Source organism: Bacteroides ihuae, assembly GCF_900104585.1.
Taxonomy (GTDB): domain Bacteria; phylum Bacteroidota; class Bacteroidia; order Bacteroidales; family Bacteroidaceae; genus Bacteroides; species Bacteroides ihuae.
The window spans coordinates 210772-235553 of sequence record NZ_FNVX01000006.1 but is presented as its reverse complement, the minus strand read 5'-3'; the positions used below and the strand labels follow the sequence as shown (position 1 = coordinate 235553).

General features: G+C 39.7%; 18 protein-coding genes. 7 read left to right on the top strand and 11 right to left on the bottom strand.

Features of this window, described 5'->3' with window-relative positions:
* Positions 1–37: 37 nt before the first annotated feature.
* The 5 genes from BQ5338_RS11805 to BQ5338_RS11785 form a co-directional block, all read right to left on the bottom strand.
* Positions 38–1663 (bottom strand): DUF5123 domain-containing protein, encoded by a 1626-nt coding sequence (locus tag BQ5338_RS11805; protein ID WP_071147054.1) that lies wholly within the window; start codon positions 1661–1663, stop codon positions 38–40.
* A 14-nt stretch (positions 1664–1677) separates the two neighbouring features.
* The gene (locus tag BQ5338_RS11800; protein WP_071147053.1) at positions 1678–3576 is read right to left on the bottom strand and encodes a RagB/SusD family nutrient uptake outer membrane protein; all 1899 of its coding nucleotides are present in this window, start codon (positions 3574–3576) and stop codon (positions 1678–1680) included.
* A 19-nt stretch (positions 3577–3595) separates the two neighbouring features.
* On the bottom strand, positions 3596–6811 hold the full coding sequence (locus BQ5338_RS11795) for a SusC/RagA family TonB-linked outer membrane protein (RefSeq protein WP_071147052.1): 3216 nt from the start codon (positions 6809–6811) through the stop codon (positions 3596–3598).
* Between the two features lie 213 nt (positions 6812–7024).
* Entirely contained in the window at positions 7025–7672 is a 648-nt protein-coding gene (locus BQ5338_RS11790) for an HAD family hydrolase (protein WP_071147842.1), read from the bottom strand.
* Between the two features lie 364 nt (positions 7673–8036).
* The gene (locus BQ5338_RS11785) at positions 8037–8696 is read right to left on the bottom strand and encodes a DUF1349 domain-containing protein (protein ID WP_071147051.1); all 660 of its coding nucleotides are present in this window, start codon (positions 8694–8696) and stop codon (positions 8037–8039) included.
* A gap of 98 nt (positions 8697–8794) precedes the next feature.
* On the opposite strand from BQ5338_RS11785, the gene BQ5338_RS11780 reads away from it, so the two are divergent.
* Positions 8795–9559, top strand: a complete 765-nt coding sequence (locus BQ5338_RS11780) for a response regulator transcription factor (protein ID WP_071147050.1) — start codon at positions 8795–8797, stop codon at positions 9557–9559.
* A gap of 191 nt (positions 9560–9750) precedes the next feature.
* On the opposite strand, the gene BQ5338_RS11775 is transcribed toward BQ5338_RS11780, so the two are convergent.
* The 3 genes from BQ5338_RS11775 to BQ5338_RS11765 all read right to left on the bottom strand — a co-directional run bounded on the left by BQ5338_RS11775 (position 9751) and on the right by BQ5338_RS11765 (position 14570).
* Positions 9751–11427, bottom strand: a complete 1677-nt coding sequence (locus BQ5338_RS11775) for a glycoside hydrolase family 43 protein (protein ID WP_071147049.1) — start codon at positions 11425–11427, stop codon at positions 9751–9753.
* Between the two features lie 57 nt (positions 11428–11484).
* Positions 11485–12705, bottom strand: a complete 1221-nt coding sequence (locus BQ5338_RS11770) for a DUF4861 domain-containing protein (RefSeq protein ID WP_071147048.1) — start codon at positions 12703–12705, stop codon at positions 11485–11487.
* A gap of 227 nt (positions 12706–12932) precedes the next feature.
* Complete coding sequence (locus BQ5338_RS11765; protein WP_071147047.1) at positions 12933–14570, bottom strand: glycoside hydrolase family 28 protein; 1638 nt, start codon at positions 14568–14570, stop codon at positions 12933–12935.
* Positions 14571–14779: 209 nt separating this feature from the next.
* Between BQ5338_RS11765 and BQ5338_RS11760 the strand changes: the two genes are divergently transcribed.
* The 3 genes from BQ5338_RS11760 to BQ5338_RS11750 all read left to right on the top strand — a co-directional run bounded on the left by BQ5338_RS11760 (position 14780) and on the right by BQ5338_RS11750 (position 17434).
* Positions 14780–15637 carry an enoyl-ACP reductase FabI gene (locus BQ5338_RS11760; protein WP_071147046.1) on the top strand — a complete coding sequence of 286 codons (858 nt, stop codon included), beginning with the start codon at positions 14780–14782 and terminating at the stop codon, positions 15635–15637.
* Positions 15638–15700: 63 nt separating this feature from the next.
* Complete coding sequence (locus BQ5338_RS11755; protein ID WP_071147045.1) at positions 15701–16708, top strand: gliding motility protein GldB-related protein; 1008 nt, start codon at positions 15701–15703, stop codon at positions 16706–16708.
* 21 nt (positions 16709–16729) lie between these two features.
* Complete coding sequence (locus tag BQ5338_RS11750; protein ID WP_071147044.1) at positions 16730–17434, top strand: SAM-dependent methyltransferase; 705 nt, start codon at positions 16730–16732, stop codon at positions 17432–17434.
* On the opposite strand, the gene BQ5338_RS11745 is transcribed toward BQ5338_RS11750, so the two are convergent.
* From BQ5338_RS11745 to BQ5338_RS11735, 3 genes are read right to left on the bottom strand one after another with little or no spacing between them, the layout of a single operon-like run.
* Positions 17400–18521 (bottom strand): hypothetical protein, encoded by a 1122-nt coding sequence (locus BQ5338_RS11745; RefSeq protein ID WP_071147043.1) that lies wholly within the window; start codon positions 18519–18521, stop codon positions 17400–17402. The two genes, BQ5338_RS11750 and BQ5338_RS11745, sit on opposite strands and share 35 nt — an antisense overlap.
* A 56-nt stretch (positions 18522–18577) precedes the next feature.
* The gene (lipA, locus tag BQ5338_RS11740) at positions 18578–19429 is read right to left on the bottom strand and encodes a lipoyl synthase (RefSeq protein WP_071147042.1); all 852 of its coding nucleotides are present in this window, start codon (positions 19427–19429) and stop codon (positions 18578–18580) included.
* 5 nt (positions 19430–19434) lie between these two features.
* The gene (locus BQ5338_RS11735) at positions 19435–21642 is read right to left on the bottom strand and encodes a S9 family peptidase (protein WP_071147841.1); all 2208 of its coding nucleotides are present in this window, start codon (positions 21640–21642) and stop codon (positions 19435–19437) included.
* 91 nt (positions 21643–21733) lie between these two features.
* Between BQ5338_RS11735 and BQ5338_RS11730 the strand changes: the two genes are divergently transcribed.
* From BQ5338_RS11730 to nagB, 3 genes are read left to right on the top strand one after another with little or no spacing between them, the layout of a single operon-like run.
* Positions 21734–22660 carry a tRNA modification radical SAM protein MnmL/YtqA gene (locus BQ5338_RS11730; protein ID WP_071147041.1) on the top strand — a complete coding sequence of 309 codons (927 nt, stop codon included), beginning with the start codon at positions 21734–21736 and terminating at the stop codon, positions 22658–22660.
* Positions 22661–22698: 38 nt separating this feature from the next.
* Positions 22699–23895 (top strand): FprA family A-type flavoprotein, encoded by a 1197-nt coding sequence (locus BQ5338_RS11725; RefSeq protein ID WP_071147040.1) that lies wholly within the window; start codon positions 22699–22701, stop codon positions 23893–23895.
* Between the two features lie 52 nt (positions 23896–23947).
* Entirely contained in the window at positions 23948–24760 is an 813-nt protein-coding gene (nagB, locus tag BQ5338_RS11720) for a glucosamine-6-phosphate deaminase (protein ID WP_071147039.1), read from the top strand.
* Positions 24761–24782 lie beyond the last annotated feature (22 nt).

Below are 24782 nucleotides of genomic sequence, written 5' to 3'. Positions count from 1 at the left end.
CTCAAACGGAGGCTTTCATTTATTGGATAGTTATATTTTAATTTCTCCAACGAGGATCACCACATGTCTCTGAACTACTAAAGGAATTATCCTTAATACTAAAGTTACCGGTAGTCGGATCTGTAAACAAATCTGTTGACGTACCATTATATGACGTTACCCCTGAAATAGCGTTTGAGCTAAATACCCAGTCGGACGTAACATAGCTGTTTTCTACTGTTGCAGTAGCCGAACTACGAATACCCTTTGCTGTAGCACTTTGCGTTAGTGCAAAGAGACAGTTGCTTATTGCAATGCCGTTAGAAGGTCCATTACTTGTTCCACCAAAATCGATGAAATATCTTCCACTAGCAATCATGTTATAGAAGGTACATTGATCAAGCAGAATGCTTGCAGTATTTGTGCTCTTGCTAAGGATGAATCGACCTACTCCATTGAAGGTACTGTTGGTAATGCTTATGTTATTGATAACACCAACCTTATTTGCATCAGCATTGATGAAGTAGTAGCTATCTTTCAAGTTAGTCACAATGCAATTATTGAAGGATAAAGTTCCAATAGTTTTAGCCTCAGAACCTTGTAAACGGAATGGGGTATTAGCAAAATCGTGGACTAAGCAATCATCAAACGAAATAGTACTAACGGTAGTTGCTGCTGATTGATTGAATAGATAAGAATTCAGGGCAGAAGTGATTGTCCCATTTTCGTAAATATAACCCGTAATATCAAGGTTCGTGAATTTTATGGATGCATGGTTAGCGCTTAATGTGATTGCTTTGATAGACAGAATTGCTTTGCTCTCACCCGGTAAGCCAAAGAAGTTGACAGACAATCCATCGGGAATAGTCAATCCATCGTTATTGGCAAACAGCACACCGGCAGGAATAGCCAACGTAGCAGAAGAGTAAGATGCTAGCCCATCAAACAACGTTTGGTTGATAGAATCACCTGCTGAAAGATAGATCATTTTATCAGATGTTGGGACATCCGGATATGTTTCAAAGTTAACAGATCCTCTTTTTGCTTCACCATTGTAAATACTGGCAGTGTAAGCCGTTTGTGGGCTTAGAGCGGTTACTGTTAGGGATCCATTTGCTATGTCTTCAGCCGTCAATGCGATAGTTTGAACCACGATCTCGCCACTCAAGAGCTTAAGGCTGGTGACTGCTTTACCGGCTTCCCATCTAAGAGTAACAGTCGAAGAAGTTTTATCAGCGGCAGCTACTGAACTCATGATTTGCTCAGATTTGGTGCTAAACGCATACTTTTCGTAGTATCCCCATTTGGAATTAGTGAGCGTTTCCGAGCAAGAGCGAATGCGAATATAATACTTGGTTGCACTATCAAGGTCGGTGAGTGTATAAGGTGATTTAGTGATTGATTTGTCTTCACCAAAGACCAAAGAGGTACTTTGTACTTCATCTTGATACAAAGAATCTTTGCTTACCTCGATAATATAATAACTGGATTTGGGCGTCGCATTCCAAGTAACGATTGCTTCCGTAGCTGTAGGAGATATGCTGATTGAAGTCGTGTGAAATAGGCGATTATAAGCGTCGTCTGTCGTCCAGTCATTGGCATTGTCGCAAGATGCAGCGATAAAAGCAGTCAGGAGCAATAAGCTCACTGACAATACTCTATATTTTACTTTATTTATTTTCATAATTCCTCTAATTATTATTGAAATCCGTAAGAGTTCTGTAATGTTCCGTTTGAATCGGAGATGGTTGTTGCTCCTAGTGGCAATAGGTGCCTATTTTTAACCGTTTTGTTCAATCCCGAACTGATATATGGTAAATAACCGATATTGGTTCCTGTTGTTAGGTTTTCGTCACCCCATCCAGTTACACTTTTATATTCACTGATGTTTGTAGGCATTTCATACCAGCAGATGCTAGACATGTCAATAGCATTGCTGTCATCAGATTTCATTTTGTAGTACAGTGTAGACGGAGCTTTTTGTATAAGTTCTGTGTACTCAGCCTTTGCTTCTTCTATTTTGGAGCTAAGTAATCCCCATCGAATCAAATCGTATTTGCGAACAGCTTCACCAGCGAACTCCCAAGCACGTTCGTCAACAATAGCATTGAAAAATGCATCGCCACTTGCAAATGAGTTAACATAACTTTGAACTTCGGCTTGTTGGCTTGATTCAAATGAACGAGAGCGAACTTGCAACAGAGCATCTCTTGCCGTTAATCCACAAGTAGGACCTACTACGTCGGCACCACTCAAATCGTTTAGTACCTCGGCATACATTAAGAGTACGTCTGAGTATCGCATCGCAACCCAATTAATGCCATATCCAATCTTTCCGGTTGCAGCTTTTGAAGCAGAACGCCACTCATCATTCATCTTTCTAGGATCCCATTTTGCTACATAGATGGAAAAAGGCGAATTGCTTTGCATCGTTTCAACAGGTACGTTACTACCATCGGGTTTGATTTCGTATGTAGCACAAGTTAAGTCGCGACGTAAGTCATTGTGGTCAAATGACCAAAAGAAAGGAGCTGTTAGTTTCACCTTGCCCGAAGAATTTCCATATCCGTAAGTGGTAGTAATACCGTTCAAGCGAACGCCAATGGTATAGCCCATCTCACCTGAATAATTAAGGCCGTGGGCCACTTCGTAAAGGTTTTCTCGATAAGTTTGATCTAATGTACGTTGATTTATCAGATACCATTCGTTTGCAATACTAGGGTTTAAGCGGTGTGTGCCATTTGCGATTACTGTATCCAAATGCCCTAATGCAAGCTTATAAAGCTCTGTTCTCTTCTCTGTTCCCGGGCGTTGAGTAGGGTAGTTAGCATCACTGTTGGCCAACGTCTCGTACCCCGATTCTGATGATTCACGAATAGAATAGCCTGCATAAGAAAGAGCAATACGTGCTAGTAATCCGTGGGCAAAACCTTTAGTCATGCGTTCGGTAGTGTAACCCGATTGGCCGGCCCATGGAAGATAGGGAATTGCTTCTTCTAGATCCGTAATTAAACGTGCCATAATGACATCACGGTCGGTTTTGGGTAAGTAGATATTTGAACCGTCAGTTTTAGTCGTTTCAAACTTCATGGGTATATCACCATAATTCTTGATCAGGTCATAATAAACCATTGCGCGGATAGTTAATGCTTCACCTTTGTACATAAGCATTTTCTCTCTCGATGAATTTCCTTCTGCAATGAGAGCACTATTTTCTACACCTTCTACTACAATATTAGCATTTTCAATAATAGCAAAACATGCTGTCCAGTTATCGTTGAGCTTAGTCCAGCTAGAGGTTGGGTTGTAGTTACCGACACCTCGCTCGTTATTGGCAATAGAATTATTTTCTCCTAACCCATCAATTAATTCAATGTCTGAATTAGTTGCGAAATTTAGAGGGATGCGGGCACCATAGGTGTGATCCAATGTCAAATCGGCGTATACCTTATTCAGAGCTTGTGCAGTATATGCTGTAGAGTTGAAAACTGTTCCACCGGTCATTTCAGACGGAGAAGTCTGCTCAAGGAAGTCAGAACATGACAAGATGCTTAATGCTCCAGCCCCTATAATGAATGATTTTATTATATTCTTCATAACTAATTTCGTTCTTTTATTAAAATGTTACACTGATACCACCCACGAATGAACGGCTCTTTGGGTATGATGCGTAGTCAATACCGGGAGTCATAGGATTATTTGATCTACTATCAACCTCGGGGTCTGTACCTGTATATTTGGTAAAGCAATAGAGATTGTATCCTGTGACGTAAACACGGATGTTTTGCATTTGCAATTTTTTCACCAATGATTTAGGGACACTGTAACCAATAGTGACATTGTTCACGCGTAAGAATGAACCATCTTCTATTGCCCAATCTGTTAATGGCATTACAGTTGAACCTGCCGGATTCCAAATGCTAGCATTGGCATTGAGCTCATTCAAACGACTGGTCGTGTATGCAGCACCATTCGTTTTAATTGAAGAGCTACTCAATAGACTAGTACCGCTGCTTGGGTCAATCCATGTGTAGCGATTGGCTAATGTGAAGTTGTCGTTTAAGTTCCAATTCTTAGAAGAACCGCTATAGAAACTAGAGCCCAACTTAGTAGCATTAACTACTTTATTGCCAAGGCTATAGTTGAAGAATGCAGTGATATCAAAGTTCTTAATACGTCCGTTAAAGCCAAATCCACCTGATATGGGAGCAACTGTATTTCCTAAGCGTACTTTTGTAATATTACCATTTTCGTCAGCTTTCAATTTGATTGTTCCGGGGTAAAGATTACCACCGGTTAAAGAACTACTATTGGTTATTCCGCTTTTTAGTGAGTAGCTACCTGTAGATTCGTTAAAGTCGAAATCATTTGCTGTATAAAAACCGTCTGTTTTGTATCCATAAACTTCACCTAGGCGTCCACCTTCTTCTACAAGGAAATCTTCAAGGCCGGCCGCCGCACTACCTCCCCATTTACTACTCTGCCAAGATGAAAGGCCATTCAGTTTATCAATATGTCCACGGTTATAAGAGATATTGAAATTGAAATCCAATCCATAATCTTTTTTATCAATAAAAGTAGAATTTAGTTGTAGTTCAACTCCTTTGTTTGATGTCTGTCCCATGTTTTTGTATTGGTAGCTGTATCCGGAACTAGCTCCGATTGTTGTTTTCATCAATAAATCTTTGGTGGTGTTCCAGTAGAAGTCTAATGATCCGGAAACTCTGTTATTCCAGATTCCAAAATCTAAACCGGCATTCCTTGCAACGGTGACTTCCCATTTCAATTTAGGGTTTGAAAGGACATCGCTATGTTTAAGTACAGTCGCTGAACTGTTACCAAAATAAATGCTCTTGTCACCTGTTCCCGCAACAGAGAATGTAGAATACATTGAACCGTCTGGTATGCGATTGTTTCCTGCCATACCATAGCTTAAACGGAATTTTAGATTAGATAACCAATCTTTGGTACTCTCCATAAAAGGCTCGTCGAACACGCGCCAAGCAAATGCTGCTGAAGGAAAGTAACCCCATCTATTGTCGCTTGCAAATTTACTTGAGCCATCAGCACGTACTGTAGCGGTAAACAAATATTTGTCTTGTAGTGAATAGTTGACACGTCCAAAAAATGAGAGCAGGTTGTCTTTAATACCAATATATGTACTGGTTGGTAAGGCCGTTCCATTTCCAAGAGCAGCCAATATTTCATTAATACTTGATTCTTTATCAAAGTTCACAGAGGTCAAATAAGTTTTGGTGTCTTGACTGGATGACATTTCTTGTCCAATCATGACATTTAATTTATCATTACTACTAAATATATTCTTAGTGTTGTAAGTCAAAGTATTGGCATTTCTCCAATTTTTATTATTGACCTTTGAAATGTAGGCCTGTGGAAGTCCAGCATAACCGTACTTAGAATTGGAAGTTGCCTGATATCCCCAAACTTGGTCTGTATTGTTATACTTCCAGCCATATCCAAACTCACTTCTGAAGTTCCAATTTTTGAAGGGTTCCCAGTTTAATCCGACATTGTAATTCTGCTGAAACTTGGATTGCTTTTTATAGGTTGCGTTCAAGCGTTCTAGGGGTGTATATCTGGCATTTGTAGAGTTTTCATCCTCCTCAGTATCTGATGTGAGGGTAGGAACTGGTTGATGTATAATCGCTTTGGCAACTAATGAATTTGCTGCACTCGTTTCATTATCAGCACCGCCGCTCAAACCGTCAATGGTTTGATAAATAAGACGAGCATTGAAATCCAAATTTAACCATTTGTTGATTTCAGTATTGATTTTGGCGTTGATGTTGTTCTTTGAATAACCGGAACTTTTCATGATGCTTTTTTCGTCGTTGCGGGCATAGCTAAGACTGTATTTTGTTGCTTTTGTGCCGCCACTGACACTTAGATTATATGACTGTTGATTGCCGGTGCGACCAAAAATTTCATCCTGAAAGTTTTCACCTTTCACTGACTTATAAATATCTAAGTCATCATAAGATCCGTAATAATTGTTGGTTTGATCCAGTTCATATTGATACATCACATATTCGTAAGGATTAAGAACTCCAACCTGTTTTACTACGTTTCTGATTCCATAAGAAGCTCCGAAGTTTACCTGAGTTTTGCCTTCTTTTCCCGATTTGGTTGTAATGATGATAACGCCATTTGCTCCACGAGCACCATAAATGGCTGTTGAAGAGGCATCCTTTAGTACATCAACTGATTGAATATCTGTTGGCGCAATATCAGATATACTTGATACCGGAAAGCCGTCTACTATATAAAGAGGTGAGTTATCTTGAGATAGAGAACCTCCACCGCGAACACGTATTTTAATATCCGCATCAGGAGAGCCTTCTGCTGTGGTGATTTGAACGCCAGCCATTTTGCCTTGTAAAGCTTCAGAAGCGCTTGATACAGGGATCGATTCCAGTTGCTTTGCGCTTACTGAGGCGACAGATCCAGTTAGATCTTTCTTGGCGACGGTGCCGTAACCAATCACAATAACTTCGTCTAATGCTTGCGCATCGTCTTCCAAAACTACATCTATTTTCGTCTTGCCTTTGACATTTATTTCTTGTGATTTCATACCTATGTATGAAATGACCACAGGCTTGTTCCCTGATATTTTAAGGGAGAATTTCCCATCCATATCAGTTATGGTACCGTTACTTGTGCCTTTCTCCAGGATAGAAGCTCCAATGACTCCTTCTCCTGTTTTATCCTTCACCTTACCTGTAAGGGTAATGCTTTGCGCTGATAAGCTTAGCGATATTGTTGCAAAAAGCATAAACAATACCATGCGCATGTTTTTCATCTTCTTAGACATTCTATGCATTTTTAATAATTAAGTTGTTATTGAGTATAACGTATATCTTAGCGGTGCAAAAATAAAAAATGGCTAAGTGAAGAATGTGCAATATCTGTTTTTATGCTTGTATTAATTGTTTTAGTAAGCAAAGATAGCAGGCCTATATTGCGCAATATAGGCCTGCTATCTTTGTTCTTTTATAATAAAAGAGAATGTATTGTGAGATTACTACTAGACTAAGGATAAAACATCTATTGCTTTGTTTATAATATAGTTGGCTTCAAAAGCTTCCAATTCAGTACGGGGTCTGAACCCCCAAGTCACTCCACAAGCACTTACGCCACTGTTTTTGGCTGTTTGCATGTCTACTCCCGAATCTCCTACGTAAAGCACCTCTTGCGGCTCTACATTGGCGATTTTAAGGATATCGAGAACAATAGTTGGATCAGGCTTAACATTAATGCCTTCTCGCTGGCCGAATACAGCAATAAATGAAATTTCAGGAAAATATCTATTTACAAGTTTTTGTGTCGCAGCTTGATATTTGTTTGACGCTACTGCGATCATCTTACCTCCTTTTTGAAGCTTCGTTAGCAACTCGGGTATGCCGGGATATGGGCGACTTTCGTCGGCATTGTGCAGATCATAATGGGGCATGAATTCTGCCCGTACCCGAGCAATATTGATTTCGGTCTTTTCTCCTTCAGGTAAAGCCCTTTCGAATAATTTATTAACTCCGTTGCCTACCATGAAGTTATAAGCTTCTACTTCATGTATGGGGTATCCAAGTTTTTGCAGTGCATGATTGGTACTGTTCGCCAAATCGGCGATGGTGTTTAATAGCGTTCCATCTAAATCGAATATGATAAGTTTCTTCATTTCTTGAATGGTTTTGTTCCTATGTATTACTGCTTTTCCTGAATAGGGCATAAAGGTATGAAATAATGCGTTATAGAGCTGCGAAGGAGAAATATTAATTTTCCTTTCTGTCTTATATTTGTAGCCCAAAGTTTCCTCCCTATAAACCATTAGTTTTATTACGTTGAAACTAATGGTTTATAGGAAGGAAACTATTCGTTTTCAATTATTGAAACAAATAGTTTTATAGCGTGATAATCTGATGAAACTGACTTATTGATTTTTACTGAATTGAGTAGACATTTTTTAGTCTTTCAAGCTAAAAAGGTAGACTGTTTTCTTTTTCTTTCCCTGACTTCATCCGGATGATTGTGTTCTAGGCTATTTATTGTTGCTTCTTAGCCCACTCCAAACGGCGAAGGTCGGGTAGTGAAGTTACTTTGAAGTTCTCGAAAATAGCCTCAAAGCCATCTCCGTCGGGTGATGCTCCCATAATGCCAACCTGAACAGGGCAGTTATCCTCCAAGTAGCAAGTGCGAATTACCTTATACTCTTTGTCATCAAACGAATAGAAAACCTCCACTGCATCGAGGCGGCGCACAGCTTTAATCCAAACAGACTTTGGAGCTTTGTTAAGCTCTACTACACTCCAGTCCGAGGTATTGTGTGTTACAACGGTGCTTACGTTTTGTTTGCCATTGACAAATTCGACTCCTGTTTTAATCCAGTTTTTGTGGTCGGTGCGAAGCATCAGTCCCATCTGGTCATAAATGGTTTTGTAGTTGCCCGTGATTTTAACCTTTACCTCAAACTCGCCGCCGTAAGTGGTGTAGTAAAATGGAGCGTCATCTACTGTAAAACCATAGTGAGTAATTCGCCAATAGTCTGTTTTGGCAGGAACTTGCATCACGAATGTGGACGGACTTTTAATCTCCCAGCTTTCAGGTTCGTTGAACCATTGCATCTTGTCGAGACGTTGTGCCATAGCGGTACTTGTTGTTAATAGTACCAGCAACATAGCAGCACCAAGTAGAATCTTTTTCATATTTCTTTTTCAATAAATAACCATTACTTTTAATACCTTTGCAAAGGTAATTCATTGCAAATAAGTTTGCAATGGTAATAAATGACCATTAAAAGGAGATGAAACAGTTTGCCGATCTCGAAAAGAATTTGCTTGGGCAGTCATTCCATTCGGAAGGTTCCTTTGTTGACGTTGAAGAGTATAAATCGATAGCCCGAATGTACGCTTTACAAGAAAACTCTATTGCTGTACTGAGCGACCTCAAGAGTAATCGCAGCTACATCTATAACGGATCGTTGGCTAAGGTGCTGGGTTTGTCTGAAGATGGCTCGGCTCAGGAGATAGAGACTATCTGGGAGGAAGAGATCTATTTGAGAGTACATCCCGACGACCTTGTGGCACGTCACTTGCTGGAACTTCACTTTTTTCATCTTCTTAGGAAAACGTCAATTGGTCAGCGTTCGAATTTTCGTACCCATAGCGTTATCAGAATGAGAAACAGTATCGGTGAGTATATTCCTGTGTTGCACCGCACCTTTTACCAACAGAGTACCTCGAACGGTTCGCTATGGCTGGCACTCTGTCTCTATAATTTTGCTACGGACATAGACATTCGGCAAGGGTTTGGCGGCATCATTCAGAATACGGCAACTGGCGAGATATTTCGTCCTGATAGTGAGTCGGCAAAGGAAATTCTATCTCTTCGTGAACGTCAGGTTTTGGCGCTCATTGAACAGGGCTTATTGAGCAAAGAGATCGCTTCTCGGCTTGGAGTCAGCAAAAATACCATCGACCGACATCGCCAGAATATTATGGAGAAATTGTGTGTAAATAACTCTATTGAAGCAATAAAAGTGGCCAAGGATCTGAAGGTCAAGCTTTAAAAAAACATCTATTATGATTAATAAGCCCATTATCTTATGGGCTTATACAGTTTCTCCTTGAAAACCATTGTATTAGAAAAATAGATTTATTCACTATGGTTCTAATGATGATTTTCAAGGAGAAAGAAATAAAGCTTATAAGATGATATCTTTAAATCAATGGAATCAGTATTAATCAATGATTCATAGATCTATTTTTTGGTCACTCTAAACCAATCAACTTCTACCCATCCACCGTCGTTTGTAACTATAGCAGGGCGGGTGCAGAAGGTTCCTACCTTAGCTCCGATCCACATTCCTTCTTTTGCTTGAAATGCGTTTCCTAAACTTTGATATTTTTTGCCGTCTAAGCTATAGCTGAATGTACAAGTAACAATGGCGTTTGAGCCACCTTCACTTTCTTTCACTTTCTTTTCTCCGGCTTTGAATACTGCTTTGAGATAGATTTCTCCATTCTTTAATGCCACTGTTCCATTCGCTTGTTCAGCTGTTCCCTTATTGGCGTTTTTGCATTCAATCTGCGAGAGAATAATACCATTATCGGTGTTTTCCAAAATCAATCCAGCGTAATTAAATCCCATCACAATAAGGCCTGTTCGTTCGCCTTTGTATCTATTAGTAGGCTTAAAGTTAAGCTTCATCGTGGTTGTGAAGTTATCTGCCGGCATCTTCTGAAGCATCAGGTTGGCTACGTTCCACAGGTTTTTATATTCGGATGAAACAGGGTAGGAGTAAAGGCGTGCGTATCCTTTATCGCCTGCAAAATAAGCCCATTTCTCATTAATGTTAGCGTGCCACTGCCATTGTGGAGAGAGGGTAAAACCATCGAATTCGTCACTCTCTTGTGGAGTGCAGATGGGATATGTTTTGCCTACATTTGGTTTTTTATAAGAAAGTACCGGTTCACCACATCCGTCGCCGTCTTTGTCTATGCCAATGACAGGCCAGTCATTAATCCACTTCATTGGTTGTAAGTGAATTAAGCGACCGTATGCTCCTACATCCTGAAAATGCAAGAACCAGTCTTCGCCTGTAGTGGTATCCAACCAAGTTCCTTGGTGCGGGCCATTAATGGGCGTTTTGCCTTGATGCATCACCACTTTTTCTTCATAAGGACCATATATGTTTTTTGAGCGGAGCACTAATTGCCAGCCTGTGGCTACCCCACCTGCGGGAGCGAATATGTAATAGTAGCCATTGCGTTTGTAAAGTTTTGGGCCTTCTACTGTTTCATGGTTATCGTGTCCATCAAATACAATACGAGATTGTGTAATGGTTTTGGTTGCATCAGCATTTAATTCACAGATACCAAGTATGCTCTTTAGTTGAGCACGGCTACCAGCGTATCCATGCACTAAATAGACGCGTCCATTGTCATCCCAAAGAGGAGTCGCATCTATAATACCTTTTCCTGGTTTAACCAATATAGGATCTGTCCATGGGCCCTCTGGATTCTTCGCTTTAGTCATAAAGGCACCTTGATCTGGGTCTCCCCAAAAGATATAGAATTCCCCATCGTGGTGTCGAATGCTAGGTGCCCATACGCGATTACCGTGTTGCGGCTTCTCGGGCGTATCAATTGGTGTTAAGGCATAAGGTATGGCTGCACCAATAATACTCCAATTGACCAGGTCTTTTGAATGAAGGATCTGCAGACCTGGCAAGCAATTGAAACTGGAAGATGTCATGTAGAAATCGTCTCCCACACGGCAAGCGTCCGGGTCAGAATAATCTGCATGAATGATGGGGTTGCGATAAGTTCCGTCGCCTTTATCGGCGACCCATACTTGAGATACATAGTTCTTTTGCGCCAAGGTAGGCAAAGTTGCCAATAGGCAGGAAATAAGTATTACAGTTAGTTTTTTCATGTTTATTGGATTTAATTATTTATACGGATCCGGCTTAATTATGGGGTAATTTTAGTTCTATCGTTTAATAGTAATTACTGCCGGATGTTCTAACTCTTCTTTCCATTGGCGGATGTAAGCAAACCAAGCTTCGGGCGTTTTGTATCCGAATGTTTCTTTCATTGAGGTGAATGTGATGTTATATCTGATATACTTCGATCCGTCGGCACCGATGGTATACAGGTAATTGACTTTGTCTTTCACTTCGGATTTTACATATTTCTGAGGGATATAAGTAGCCAGTCCTACGGTTTCTTTGGCATACTTCACTGTATCGTTTACTGGCCAGTCTGTTCCCCAGCAGCCTACCAAACCTTTGTGGTCAGAGTAAGATACGGAACCGACGATATCTTGAACGCCAGTGCAAAACGCCTCTTTTTTTAAGGGCTCTTCGAAGAATGTCTCTACAACTGCATCGCGATGACCGGCATATAGCGTATAGCGATTTATCATGTTTAGTTCCGAACCTTGATATTGCCATTCGTTTGCTTCTATTTCGGTTACAGTACGTACAGGGCCGTAAGCAAGAATGCGTTCAGTGCGAGTTGAGACAGGTTCAATATGAGTCGCTTTTTTTCCATCCCAACCTTTTAGTGCACCCAAACCGCAACTGCCACCTACTCGTAATACATCATCGCCAAAACCACGGGCTAATTGTTCGTCGGTAGGATAAAATTGCGATTCTTTGATCTCAAGTCCTTTATTAAACTTCCCATAAAGATCTACTGTTTGTTTAGCATCGAAATATAGCCTGTATGCAACTAATTCAGACTCGAATGCGGGCCCGTGATGGTGCATCTGACTGTATATATTACTTGTTCCCGGAATTGTTATTGACTGTACAGGTACGTGCTTTCCTTTTTTGTCACTAACGAGCATCTCTGCATATACCCGAGGTGCATATTGTTTATCTGATTTTTTTGCTGAAAGTATAATCTTTACGGTCTTTTTACTTTTGGATGCTAAATTAATGACGAAAGCTAGTTCGTCAGCTCGTCGATCACCATTCAAATCATCCAATTGAGAGGGAACTTCTGTGCTACCTTCCCAAACGGTGGCTGCTTTCACTGTGAATCCGGCTTTTAAATCATTGATTTTGAGAACGACTGGCTCGTCTACTTTGGCCTTTGTCCAATCATTAGTGATTTCTACAGAGATAGTTTTCTCTCCACTTTGAGCAAACATGACTGCGGGGCAGGCACATAAAAACAATAGAATACTTACAATTTCTTTCTTCATGGAATCGGTGTTTTATATAATGATACAAATGTAAGAGAAAAGACTTAGTTTCTTCTATTAATTTTGATTGAATAACTACTTAGTTTGTTCCCTATTTCTTTTTGCTTCATGAGTTATCAATGAAACGTATCTGCTTTACGAGAGCCGTGCACGTTCATTGAGTAAAGCGTGCACGCTTCATAATAATTGCTTAGAAAGGGTTCTGGGATATAGTAAAATGAATTATATTACTTGAATTCTATCATTCTCCCTTTTGAGTCTATGTCTTTGTATAAGGTACCGTCCACTTTCAAGTTTTTGGTATTTCTCACTTGCAGAGTAGGACCTTTTTGGGTGATTATCTTCACGTTATTCATTGTTACACCGTTTGCTTGGCTAATTACTGCTCCTTCTGTAGCACCCGAGATAATAACATCCTTTATAGTGACATCCTGTATAGGCATTTCGGGCAATCCATTGAAAAACATGGCACGTCCTGCACCTTTACAATATATGTTTGAAATATAAATCTTTCGAAAAGCAGGTGTTTCAATACTCACAGGCATCAAATCCGTCTTTTCTTGTTTATCATCATCCGTAAGTTCGTCAGGTGCTTTGCCTCCATAGAATAGGTCGAATAGTAATGGCTCATTGGGGATATTAATCATATTGATATTTTCAATAAAAATATTTTCAACTACACCACCGCGTCCGCGTGTGCTTTTGAAACGGAGACCTACATCCGTACCCATGAAAGTGCAATTGGATACAAATACATTTTTTACTCCTCCCGACATTTCGCTGCCAACTACAAAACCGCCATGTCCATGTAGGACTGTATTATTCAGTATCAGAACGTTTTGACAAGGTTCGCCCCTTTTGCGACCGTCTTCATCTTTACCCGATTTGATGCAAATCGCATCATCTCCTGCGTCAAAAACGCAGTTTTGGATAAGTGCATTTTTACATGATTCTAGGTCTAGCGCGTCTCCATTCTGAGAATACCATGGGTTGAACACCTTTACATTGTTGAGTGTGATATCTTCGCACGATAGAGGATGAATGCACCAACTGGGTGAATTTTTGAATGTGATACCTTGAAGCAATACCTTTCTGCTCCCCACTATGCTAATCATTACAGGGCGAAGCCATGGTTTAATTTCATTCCATTCTTCATTCGTTTCTATCCCTTCAGGATTGTTGAAATTTTTGCAAGCTAAAGCACCTTTCAGTGAACCGGCTGTAGGATACCATATTTTTTTTGTCTTGTCAAGTATACCACCCGACTTTACCAGTTTATCCCATTGTGCCGAAGTTAATTTGTCTTTTTTTACTGGTCTCCATGCATCTCCTGAGCCATCAAATGAACCGTATCCCGTGATGGCTATATTCTCCGCATTGCGTGCTGATATAGGCGATTGACAGCGTCTGGTTTCCAATCCTTCAAAAGAAGTTTGAATAATTGGATAGACACTGAAATCATCACTGAATATCACTAATGCATTTTGCTCCGTATATAAGTTTACGTTACTGAGTAGCTCTATGGGACCGGTGAGCCATAATCCTTCAGGAATAATGACTTTGCCTCCGCCCTTTGCATTTACCTCTTTAATAGCCTCGTTAATGGCTTGTGTGTTTAGCTTGATTCCATCTCCTTTGGCACCAAAACTGAGAATGTTGACTGTATATTGTGGAAAAGAAGGCTGTTTCACTGCCGACATTTCAAATGGAAGATCGGCGTATACTAATTGTTTTAGAGGAGAATCGGTCGGGCTTTCAATGATATTGAGCGATTTTGCGGTTTGAGCATTTATATTGCTACTTCCGATTAATAATGAGAAGCCTACAATTGCAGACATAAAAAGCTTTCGGGTTAATTGGTTCATTCGTTGTGAGAATTATATTGGTTCATAATTTTAGATAAAAAATCTCTTAATTTATCAGGTGCAAATATATTCCTGAATCTTTTGTACCATGTGTACTATTTGTTGGTTTAGGTGGATTTTTTGTTGATTTCAGTTTTTCTTTGGGTCAGATGTCTGTTACTATTGAGAAAGTTCGTATCTTTGCAAGCTAATTTAACTATTGAATAGGTATGAATTATAATTTATTGAAAGGGAAAAGAGGCATTATCTTCGGAGCATTGAATGAACAATCTATTGCTTGGAAGGTAGCCGAAAAGGCCGTTGAAGAAGGTGCAACTATTACGTTATCAAATACTCCTATCGCTGTTCGTATGGGAGAAGTTACCGCTTTGTCAGAGAAATTGAATTGTGAAGTTATTCCAGCAGACGCTACGAGCGTGGAAGACTTGGAAAACGTATTCAAACGTTCTATAGAGGTATTGGGCGGAAAGGTTGATTTCGTGTTGCATTCTATTGGCATGTCTCCAAATGTGCGTAAAAAACGCACGTATGATGATCTTGATTATGAAATGCTTGACAAGACTCTTGATATTTCTGCTGTTTCGTTTCATAAAATGATACAAGTAGCAAAAAAGATGGATGCTGTGGCAGAATATGGATCAATACTTGCATTAAGTTATGTCGCTGCTCAGCGCACATTCTTTGGGTACAATGATATGGCAGATGCGAAAGCTTTGTTGGAATCAATTGCCCGCAGTTTTGGCTATATTTACGGCCGCGAACATAATGTACGTGTGAATACTATTTCTCAATCGCCTACTATGACTACTGCCGGAGCAGGAGTTAAAGGGATGGATAAATTGTTTGATTTTGCAGATCGTATGTCTCCATTGGGTAATGCATCGGCTGATGAATGTGCTGACTATTGTATTATGATGTTCTCTGATCTCACTCGCAAAGTAACTATGCAGAATTTGTATCACGATGGTGGTTTTTCAAATGTTGGTATGAGTCTTCGCGCGATGTCAACCTACGAGAAAGGGATTGATGAGTATAAAGACGAACAGGGACAGATTATTTATGGATAAGAAATCTGAAACTGAAGATTCATCATTTTCTCCTTTTAGTTTTGCCTTTTACACAAGTGAGGGATGAAACTAAAGGGAGCATACATCTTCTTTCTTGTAGTCTTGTTTCTTTCTGCATGTAGTTCAGGTAAGGTTAAGCCTACAGATCATGCTGAAGATGATGATATATCGGTGGTTCGTTATGATAAGCTGTTGAACGAGTACGTCAAGTTCAACAGCTTTTCTGCTTTGCAGAAGATGAATACAGAGAATATGCAGGCTACAAAAATATTAATAGAAGATGTACTTAATATTGGTAGCGTTGATGATGATAATATTACTCAAAAGCTAAAAACTTTTTATTCTGACACTACTTTGCTTCACTTAATGAGTGACGTAGAGCTTAAGTTTACTGATTTAAGCAACGTTGAGCGCAAATTGACTAAAGGGTTCACCAGACTGAAGAAAGATATTCCGAATATCAAAACGCCGAGAATATATTCTCAAATTTCAGCTCTCAATGAATCTATTGTTGTAGGTGATAGTTTATTGGGTATTAGCTTAGATAAATATATGGGTGAACACTATCCTCTTTATAAGCGTTTCTATTACGATTATCAGTGTCGCTCAATGTCTCCTGAACGCATTGTACCAGATTGCTTTTTATTTTATTTATTAAGTGAATACCCACTTCCAACTGATGGTAGAAGAACTCTGCTTGATGTAATGCTTCACTATGGTAAGATTAATTATATTGTTCAGCAAATATTAGATTGCCGCTCTTCAGAAGGTCTTTTAGGCTACTCTGTTGCAGAGAAAGCTTGGAGTGAAAAGAATAAAGATATGATATGGAAATTCATGCAAACTAGCGGACATTTGCATGCTACAGACCCTATGATAATAAGAATATATACCAGACCTGCTCCTTTTACTTCTTTTTTCGGTGAAAATTCACCATCTTTATTAGGTACTTGGATGGGGGTGCAGATAGTGACTTCGTATATGAAGCGAAATAAAGATGTGACTCTGAGTGATCTATTGAAGATGACCGATTATCATCGTATGCTAGCTGAAACTGAATATGCTATCTGATAAATATAAGTACTGATTGATATGGAAATAGCTCTTTATCTATTGCCGGTTACTCTTGGCGATACTAGTCTCGAAACGGTTTTGCCTTCTTATAATAGAGAGATAATTATAGGGATTAAGCACTTTATTGTAGAAGATGTACGTTCTGCCCGCAGATTTCTTAAGAAGGTAGATCATGATATTGATATTGACTCTCTTACCTTTTACCCATTGAATAAGCACACTTCTCCTGATGATATTTCCGGCTATTTGCAGCCGTTGCTCAATGGATTGTCTATGGGTGTTATTTCCGAAGCGGGTTGTCCGGCTGTGGCTGATCCAGGAGCGGATGTTGTCGCAATCGCTCAACGAAAGAATCTTAAGGTTGTTCCTTTAGTAGGTCCTTCTTCTATCATCCTCTCTGTGATGGGATCGGGATTTAATGGACAAAGCTTTGCCTTTCACGGATATCTTCCTATCGAACCTGCAGAGCGTGGCAAAAAACTTAAATTTCTTGAGCAACGGGCTTATGCAGAGAATCAAACTCAGTTATTCATTGAAACACCCTATCGCAATAATAAAATGGCGGAAGATATACTGAATAATTGTCGTCCTCAAACAAAGCTTTGCATTGCTGCTAATCTGACTTGCGAGAGAGAATATATAAAAACCCGGACCTTAAAAGACTGGCAAGGAAAAATTCCAGAGCTATCTAAGATTCCTTGTATTTTTCTTTTGTATAAATAATATCTTTGAGGTATTCATATTCGAGTTCGAAACACTCACTAAAGTAATTTTTACCTATGTTTTGCTGCATTTGATGAAGAGTCCATAACTTTCCATCTCTAAAATTATTTTTAGAAAGTAAAGAGTCGTCTTCTAAGTTGGCTATAAACAAATAAATTAGTCGGTTGGTAAGTTTGTTCTCAAAGTGATACATCGTACTAAATGAAACAGGTATGTTGGGGTTTGTAGGAAATGCATAATTTATCAATCTTCCTATTCCTTGTTCCAATGTCTCGTTGTAACGCAGGTAACACTCTAAAGGTATGTCTGTTTTGCCCTTGTCTAAGATGCAGCTTTGTGAGCGATTGCATAAGAAAATCATCCCACGATTTATGATTGCAATGCGTATTACAGGATTAATGTATGCGTTTTTGTAATTAATGGCTTCTATTTTTAGACTTTTACCTATTACATCTCCCTTATCATTCACTATTGGTACGTGCTCGGCGTTTTTCATCATTCTATTGAAGTAGTTGATGCCAAACTGATTGAAGATAATGCTAAGAATAAATATAAATGCGGGCGCCAATCGGAATAACCACAAATGTGTTGTAGTACTGAGGGTGTTATGCGTCGCCATAATATAGATGCTAATCAAACCAAAATGAAAGGCTGCCAATATGAGTACTATGCGGGAAGATACAATGGTAGATTCAGCACTCTGCACTACATTTCGCTTATCACAGGCATCTTTCCTTTTTAGACAATAATTAATAAACTTCCTTTTATGTAAATATAGTATGAGCATTGGAAGCATGATACTTGTTTCCAAAGTAATTGGTAGGTTCCCTTGTGGGCAATAACCTATAGGTGAAAGCGTTGCTAATGAAAGAAAAACAAGTATAGCTGTTGATATGTATAATATAAAATTATGAATCTGGGGTTTAACCTTGTACAGTATGATGTAAGTATAAACCAATCCAAGCCCTGCTCCAATGTAAATAGAAATATCCTGCGTTATAAATTCGCATAACAGTATGGATATGGTAGCTGGAATAAACCCCAGAGACATATTGAAAGCAACAGAAAGAACTCTCTTATGATTCATCTTCGTATAATCTATCGTTTTTATTAAAAACAACCGATTAAGGAATATGTTCGTTATTATTTTAGGATGTGCTTTTCTGCATGGTAAGAGGAGCGAACCAATGGGCCACTTTCTACCTGATCGAACCCTTTGCTTAGTCCGACTTCTTTATATATTTTAAATTGTGCAGGAGTAATATACTCTACAACAGCATAATGTTTGCGGGTCGGTTGTAGATATTGCCCAATGGTGAGTATACGGCAACCGGCAGAGCGTAAATCGTCCATTAATTCTTCCACTTCTTCTGGCGTTTCGCCCAAGCCCACCATCATACCGGATTTTGCAACAACTCCTTTGCTCGCAATATGTTTAAGCACTTTCAGGCTAGTATCATAGTTAGCTGCACTGCGCACTTTCGGAGTAATCCTTCTTACGGTCTCCATATTATGTGAAATAATGTCAGGACTCGCAGCTATAACAATGTCTACAAGATCTGTATGTCCCTGAAAATCGGGTATAAGTACTTCGGTAGTGAGTCCTGGGTTAAGACGCTTTACTTCATTGATGGTTTTAGCCCAGTGCGTCGCACCTTGGTCGGGTAGATCGTCACGGTCTACGGAAGTAATCACTGCATGTTTTAATTTCATGAGTGCGATAGATTTAGCCACATGCGTAGGCTCTTGTTCATCCAAGGCCAAAGGACGTCCTGTTAGCGTATTGCAGAACTTGCAGCTGCGGGTACATATTTCGCCACCAATCATAAAGGTGGCTGTTCCTCTACCCCAGCATTCGCTCATGTTAGGACAACGGCCGCTGCTGCATATTGTGTGCAGGTTGTGAGAGTCGAGAATGCGCTTTGTCTCACTGTAGCGTTCGTTGCTGCCTATACTTATTTTCAACCATTCTGGTTTCTGTATTCTATTTGCCATAATTATTATAAATTAGTAAGGAAAAATTCCGTTAACCTTGTAAATAGATGGAAGCGTGTATTGCCACCATGGATTCCGTGATTACGGTTAGTATATATTTGCATGTCAAACTGTTTATCAGCTTGCACCAGACATTCGCTATATTCTGCGCAGTTTTGGAAATGCACATTGTCATCAGCCATACCATGGACGAGTAATAATCGACCATTTAAATTGGCTGCACGTGTAAATGCCGATCCGGCTTTGTAGCCTTCTGCGTTTTCTTGGGGAGTACGCATAAAGCGCTCTCCATAGATAGTATCGTAATATTTCCAGTCGGTTACTGCTGCTACTGCTGCACCGGCTTTAAATACGGGGCTACCTTCACTCATACTCATTATGGTCATATATCCTCCGAAGCTCCATCCCCAAATACCTATACGTGTTTTGTTTACATAAGGCTGAGTAGCCATATATTTAGCAGCCTCAACTTGATCTTGCGCTTCTTTTACTCCCAGATTCAGATAGGTGCATTTAGCAAATTCAGCTCCCCGTCCGCCTGTTCCGCGTCCGTCTACACAAACTACTAGATAACCTTTGCTAGCCATATAAGCATCCCAACCGATTCCACCGTGGTCACCTCCAATCCCCCATTTGTCTACTACTTCCTGACTACCCGGGCCACTGTATTGATACATTAGTACGGGATATTTTGTCGAGGCAGAGAAACCGATAGGTTTTATCATCCAACCGTTGAGCTCTGTTCCTTGTGATGTCTTGAAACGGAAAAATTCTTTCTGCGGAAGATTGTATTCAGCCAATATTGCTTTTAGTTTATCGTTAGTTACCAGTTTTTTGATCACCTTTCCATTGTTATCATTTAGTGTAATGATTGTTGGCGTTTGTAAGTTGGAGTAGGTGTTCATAAAGTAGCGCATAGATGAACTGAATATAGCAGTATTGGTACCAGGCTTCTCTGATAATTTTGTTTTTGTTCCTTTTTTATCTATTTTGTACACGGCTTGTTGCAAGGGACTTTCTTCGTTGCTCTCATAATAGAAAGTATTAGAGATGGAATCCCACCCGATAAATTGTTTTACTTCGTAGTTACCTTTAGTTACTTGTTTTACGAGATTTCCGCCCATACTGTACCAATAAAGATGGGCATAACCATCTTTTTCACTGATAAAGCTAAAGTGCTCACTATAAAACACGATATTGTCGAAAATGTTTTCGTTGATGTAATAGGGACTTTCATCGCGCAATATCAGTTTGCAAATAGTAGAGCGAGGATCTGCAAAGTACATATCGAAGCGGTTTTGGTGGCGATTCAGTGTCATAATGGCTAACTTGTTGGTGTTTTTGGTAAAGCGTATGCGAGGGATATAGCCATCCGCGTCCAGTGATAATTTCATTTTTCGGGTCACTTTCGATTTAATATCGAATGTGTGGACAGATACTTTAGAATTTGCTTCTCCGGTTTTTGGGTATTTATAAGTATAGGCTCCCGGATAGTTTTCCAACTCACTGTAATGAGGTGCTTGTCCTGCAAAGAGGGGGAAAGAATATGACGGGACTTTGCTTTCATCAAAGCGGATGAAGGCTAACATCGTGTTGTCTGGACTGAATTCCAATGCTCGCGAGAAACTGAACTCTTCTTCATACACCCAGTCGGGTATTCCATTCAGCACTTCATTGGATTTCCCGTCTTCCGTAACTTTAGATTCGCTGTTTCCATAGAGGATCTTCACTAAGAAGATATTGTTATCTCTCACAAAAGCGACCATGTTTCCATCGGGTGAAAAAACAGGAGCTTGCTGAGCTCCACCGTCTGAAAGTTTTTCCACCAGATTTCTTTTAATAGTGTACAAATAATGCACAGCCGTGTACGAGTGACGATAGATCGGTTGAGTTTCGGTACGAATCAAGAGCTTACTTTCATCGGGTGAGAAGGTATACCCGTCGAATTTTTTAAATGTGCACTCTCTGGCTTTTGTTACATCAAACAAAATTTCTACTTGTTGGCCTGTTTTAAAGGAGTATTTAACTATCTGCGTGCCATCAGCGTTCATTTGCGTATAATGTTCACCATCTGCCATGGGGATTACACCTTGTATGCCTTCCGGACGAAACTTACCAGATGTGATTTCTTTTAAATCGAGTGCTTTCTTTCCTTGTGCAAAAGTTGTCATGCCAAAGAGGCAGAATAGAAGAATTATACTTAATTTTTTCATCATTTTATAATTTTGGTTTACGCTTTATCTTGCAAAAATAGGAAAATGTAATAACTAAATTCGTAAATTTGCCGCTTAATTAGTTAGAATAATGAATCCAGTTCCTCTATATAGTGAATTTCCCGTATTTCTGAAACGCTATTTTACTGATAAGGTGCAAAAAATTTCGCTGAATGCCGGCTTTACTTGCCCTAATCGTGATGGTAGTAAAGGCAATGGGGGGTGTACTTATTGCAACAACCAAACGTTTAATCCGGATTATTGCAAAACGGATAAGTCAATAACCATGCAATTGGAAGAAGGAAAGCGTTTTTTTTCGTATAAATACCCGGAAATGAAGTATCTTGCTTATTTTCAGGCATACACCAATACATATTCCGAGCTTGCGGGGTTGAAGCGTAAATATGAAGAAGCGTTGGGCGTAGAAGGTGTGGTCGGTTTGATCATCGGAACCCGGCCTGACTGCATGCCCGATGAGTTGTTGCGCTACCTTGAAAATCTTAACAGACGCCATTTCTTGCTAGTTGAGTACGGCATAGAAAGTACCAATGATGAAACCTTGAAACGCATTAATCGTGGCCATACTTTTGCCGAAACAATAGATGCTGTGGAACGCACTGCTGCTTGCGGAATACTTACGGGAGGGCATGTTATACTTGGATTACCGGGGGAGACGTCTGAAAATATTGTAGATCAGGCTGCCGCTATCTCCCGATTGCCACTCGATACATTGAAGATGCACCAACTACAACTGGTACGTGGTACACGCATGGCGTATGAACATGTTAAGCATCCAGAAGATTTTCATTTGTTTGAGGTGGATGAATATATTGATTTGGTCATAGATTATATACAGCATCTTCGTTCGGATATTGTCCTCGAACGATTTATTTCTCAATCTCCAAAGGAACTATTGATAGCTCCTGATTGGGGATTGAAAAACTATGAATTTACTGCTCGCTTACAAAAAAGAATGAGAGAAAAAGGTGCTTATCAAGGCAAGTTGTATGCAGGTTAACAAAAAAAGGACTATTTTTGCTTTATAAAATGAGAAATATGGAACAGAAGACAAAAATCAAAGGAAAAGTTCATTATGTAGGAGTGAATGATCGTACTAAACACCTTTTTGAAGGCTTATGGCCTTTGCCTTATGGGGTGTCGTATAACTCTTACCTGATAGATGATGAAAAGGTCGCTTTGGTTGATACGGTTGATATTTGCTATTTTGAAGTGTTTCTTCATAAGATAAGATCCGTTATAGGCGATCGTCCTATTGATTATCTTATTATAAACCATATGGAGCCGGATCATTCGGGCTCTCTTAGTTTAATTAAACAGCATTATCCCAATATTATTATTGTAGGAAATAAGCAGACCTTTGGCATGGTAGAGGGCTTTTATGGGATCACTGGAGAACAATATCTCATTGCAAACGGTGATTCTCTGGATTTGGGGTATCATAAACTTACTTTCTATTTAACTCCCATGGTACATTGGCCGGAAACAATGATGACGTTTGATGAAACTGAAGGCATTATTTTTTCTGGCGACGGTTTTGGTGCTTTTGGAACACTAGACGGAGGTTTTATGGATACTCGCCTGAATACTGATATCTTTTGGCAAGAGATGATACGTTATTACTCCAATATTGTAGGGAAATATGGTTCGGCTGTGCAGAAAGCACTTGAAAAGTTGGCTCCTCTATCCATAACTACAATTTGCTCGACTCATGGGCCTGTATGGATTGAACAGAAAGATCGGGTTATCGATATTTACGACAGAATGAGCCGATATGAAGGTGAAGAAGGTGTAGTGATTGTTTATGGCACGATGTATGGCAATACAGAACAGATGGCTGAGGCTATTGCGTTAGAGCTGTCTGTACAAGGAATAAAGAATATTGTGCTTCACAATGTGAACAAACGTCACCCTTCTTATATCATAGCCGATATATTCAAATATAAAGGTCTTATTATTGGTAGTGCCACTTATTGCAATGAGCTCTATCCGGAAATTGATTCGTTGCTTTCGAAGATATTAACCCGTGATATGAAGAATCGTTACTTGGGCTACTTTGGTTCTTTCTGCTGGTCGAGTGCTGCTTTGCGTCACATGCATACATTTGCAGAGAAGAGCAAGTTCGAACTAGTGGGTATACCAGTTGATATGAAGATCTCAATGAGTGATCAAACTTACGATGAATGCGAAGCTCTTGGCTTAGCCATGGCTGAACGTTTAAAGCAGGATCGATAACAAGTTACTAATAAAATCCCCCAATTTATTAACATACTAAAAACAATCGAACATGAGACTTATTATTCAGCCCGATTATCAGGCTATTTCTAAGTGGGCAGCCAACTATGTTGCCGCTTGTATCCGTAAAGCTCAGCCCACGGCCGAAACTCCTTTCGTGCTTGGACTACCTACGGGTTCATCTCCGCTAGGCATGTATAAAGAATTAATCGACCTTAATAAAAAAGGCTTAGTGTCGTTCAAGCATGTAGTGACATTCAATATGGACGAATATGTAGGTTTGCCTCAATCGCATCCCGAAAGTTATTATTCGTTTATGTGGAACAATTTTTTCAGCCATGTAGATATATTAACTGGTAATGTGAATATACTGAATGGTAATGCTGCAGATTTAGAGGCTGAATGTGCTGATTATGAAGAGAAAATTGCTTCTTATGGCGGCATTGATTTATTTCTTGGTGGCATTGGTCCTGATGGACACATTGCGTTCAATGAACCGGGTTCTTCATTATCATCTCGTACACGTGTGAAGACGTTGACTACGGATACTATAATTGCTAACTCCCGTTTCTTTGATAACGACGTGGATAAGGTGCCGAAGACATCTCTTACTGTGGGCGTGGGTACTGTACTATCAGCTAAAGAAGTCTTGATTATCGTGAATGGGCACAACAAAGCTCGTGCACTTTATCATGCTGTTGAAGGAGCCATATCTCAGATGTGGACTATCAGTGCTTTGCAGATGCATCAAAAAGGTATCATCGTTTGTGATGATGTTGCCACTTTTGAACTGAAAGTTGGTACATATCGTTATTTTAAAGATATTGAGGCTGATAATATTGATCCAGCTTCATTGCTGAGATAAGGTTTTCTTAATATCATAAGAA